The sequence below is a fragment of the Thermoflexus sp. genome (genome assembly GCF_025055495.1).
In the GTDB taxonomy this organism is placed as follows: domain Bacteria; phylum Chloroflexota; class Anaerolineae; order Thermoflexales; family Thermoflexaceae; genus Thermoflexus.
In genome coordinates, this window is record NZ_JANWXB010000306.1 from 1 (window position 1) to 2,640 (window position 2,640).

Annotated in this window: 2 protein-coding genes and 1 pseudogene; all 3 read right to left on the reverse strand. The window is 63.7% G+C overall.

The genetic code is table 11. The features are described from left to right. Positions 1 to 230, reverse strand: a pseudogene (locus NZM16_RS09605) (alpha-ketoacid dehydrogenase subunit beta); the annotation flags it as partial. Between the two features lie 274 nt (positions 231 to 504). Further along, entirely contained in the window at positions 505 to 1,596 is a 1,092-nt protein-coding gene (locus tag NZM16_RS09610) for a thiamine pyrophosphate-dependent dehydrogenase E1 component subunit alpha (RefSeq protein WP_295480160.1), read from the reverse strand. A 100-nt stretch (positions 1,597 to 1,696) separates the two neighbouring features. Further along, positions 1,697 to 2,491, reverse strand: coding sequence for a DUF169 domain-containing protein (locus tag NZM16_RS09615; RefSeq protein WP_295480161.1), 795 nt, complete (start codon positions 2,489 to 2,491; stop codon positions 1,697 to 1,699). Positions 2,492 to 2,640: the final 149 nt, after the last annotated feature.

A 2,640-nucleotide genomic window follows, 5' to 3' on the forward strand; every position in this document is an offset into this window, starting at 1 on the left:
GGCCGGAAGCCGTTGAGGGCCGCCCCGATCCCGATGGCCACAATCGAGAGCTCCGCCAGGGGGGAGTCGATCACCCGCCACTCCCCGTATTTCTGCCAGAGGCCCATGGTGGCCCGGAACACGCCGCCCCGGGGCCCCACATCCTCCCCCACCACAAAGACCCGCGGATCGCGGGCCATCTCTTCATCGATCGCCTCCCGGATCGCCTCGATCAGCGTCTTCTCCGGCATGCATCATCCTCCCAAGCGTTCGTTAGATGAATATCCTTTCATAAACCGGGCGTGTTTCACGGATGACAGATCGAGTTCGGTTAGGTGGGCCACTGGGGTCGGCCCTGTCCACCCCATAAAACCTCCAGGCGCGAGGGGCACATTCAGCGGTCCGCTCGGTTTCGGGGAAAGAGGATGCGACCACCTGTTCTGCGCGCCAGGTTCGGTCGTTCCCGGAGAGTGGCGCTCCGCTTCGTGGGATGCGGGCCGCTAGAAGCGATCGGCTCCCCCCCCCTTATTCCCCCCACCAGCCAGAGCGATCCTCGGTCGCAAAGACTGGAGCGAGCGCCTCTTCGGGAGCCGGGTAGGGAGCTTCCTCCGCCAACCGCTGAGCTTCGTCCACCTCCGCCCGCACCCGTTCCTCCAGCTCGTCCTCCAGCCGCTGGGTGAGCAGGCTCCGCCGGTAGAGATAATCCCGAAGCCGGGGCAGAGGGTCGCGAAGCTTCCCCTGTTCCACCTCGTCTCGCGTCCGATAGGTCCGATCGTCATCATCGGAGGAGTGGGGGGTCCAGCGGTAAGTCACGGCCTCGATCAGGGTGGTCCCTTCGCCCGCCCGCGCCCGGTCGACGGCTTCTTTCACCACCTGATAGACTTCCAGGACATTACCGCCATCGCAGACGGTTCCATAAATGCCATAGGCGGCCGCCCGATCGGCCACCCGTTTGACCGCCATCTGCTTCCAGACCGGAACGGAGATCGCATACTGGTTGTTATGGACGATCACCACGAGGGGCAGCCGATAGATACCCGCCCAGTTCAGCGCCTCGTGGAAATCGCCCTCGCTGGTGCTGCCCTCGCCCATCGCGGTGAGGACGACCCGCATCTCCTGGCTCACGGGGAAGCCGGCGGCCTCCAGCGAGGAGCGGAGCTTCTGCTTGAGGACCTCCGCCAGGGCGATACCGGCGGCCTGGGGGACCTGCGTGGCGACGGGGCTGGAGCCGGAGATGATGTTCAGATGGCGGAGGCTGAAGTGGGAGGGCATCTGGCGGGCGGCGCTGTGGGGATCCCCTTTCTTCCCGAAAAGGGCGAGCATGAACTCCACGGGTTTCATCCCCAGCGCGATGGAGAGGGCGAGATCCCGATAGTAGGGATGCACGATGTCGAACCCCCTGCGCAGCGCGTAGGCCGCTCCCACACCGATCCCTTCGTGCGCGATCCCGGATATATGGAAGGGAACCCGTCCCTGCCGTTGCAGAACCCAACAGCGCTCGTCCAGCCGACGGGAGAGCAGAAGGTGATAATACATCTGCAGGATGGTGTCATCCGAGAGGCCCAGATCCTCATGGCGCTGGGTGATGGGAAGGAATTCCTTGACTTCAACGGCCATCGCCGCCTCCTGAGCGGGAATTCACTCTGGATATCTTTGGATCCTCTCCCTCGGAGGCCCTTTGGGCCTCGGAGAGAGGCACGATCGGTCCCAAGAGCGCCTATTCTTCCCCCCGGGCGGCCTCCTTCCACTGGCGTTCCATTTCCATATAATGATCCGGGTAGATCCCGGTGTATCGGAGGAACTTCGGGATGGGGTAACGAATGCCGCCCCTGTGGGTGCCCTCCAGGCCTTCGATGATCCATTCGATTTTGCTGCTGGGGATGGTGAAAGCCATTTCGTCATCCTGGGCCTGGCCGAAGACCCGGTCGCCGTAGCATGGGAGGATCACCTGGCACTCATCGGTCTTCATGGTGGTGATCACCGCGTCGGCGCAGTCGATGCGCCCGGAGAAAGATGAAGTCAGACGGCCGCCGGTCTTCCAGAGGCGGGCGACCACCAGGCGCATGACCTGAGCGGAGTTCCCATAGATGAGGATCACGTGGGGTTCGAAGGAGGTGCGATGGAGAGGAGCCGTGACCACGCCTTCCCACTGATGGTGTTCCCATTTATCCACCTGCGCTTCGCTCACCGCCCCTGCAGCAGGGGTCTCGGTATACATCCCGGCGCAGGTCATGCCGTTGAGGTAATAATCCAGCATGGGCTCGAAGCCCCATACAACTTTCGCGAGGGGACATGAGAGATCTTCCCCTCGCATCCCAATGATCCATCCGTAATGGCGGGCGATGGCGAAACCCTGGCAGATCGCGATCTGCTGTCCGAAATCCCGTTTGGGGAAACGGGTCTTCTCCGGCCACGGCTCTCCGGGGGCGATCATCCGGATGGCCACCGGGAAGGTGGCCGGGCGCACATGGGCCTGAAGCGCTTCCTGCAGGCGTTGAAGCCTGTCCGGCATCCCGGCCTCCTGAACGGGGATCGCGCAGATTTCATGACTCTGGATGCGGTCAAAGGCCTCCGGATCGCATCTTTCAGCAGACCCCTAAACCTCGGAGGCTTTTGGGGGCCGGGCGGGCCGCCGGAGGCGGCCCGCCCCGCCCCCAGGTC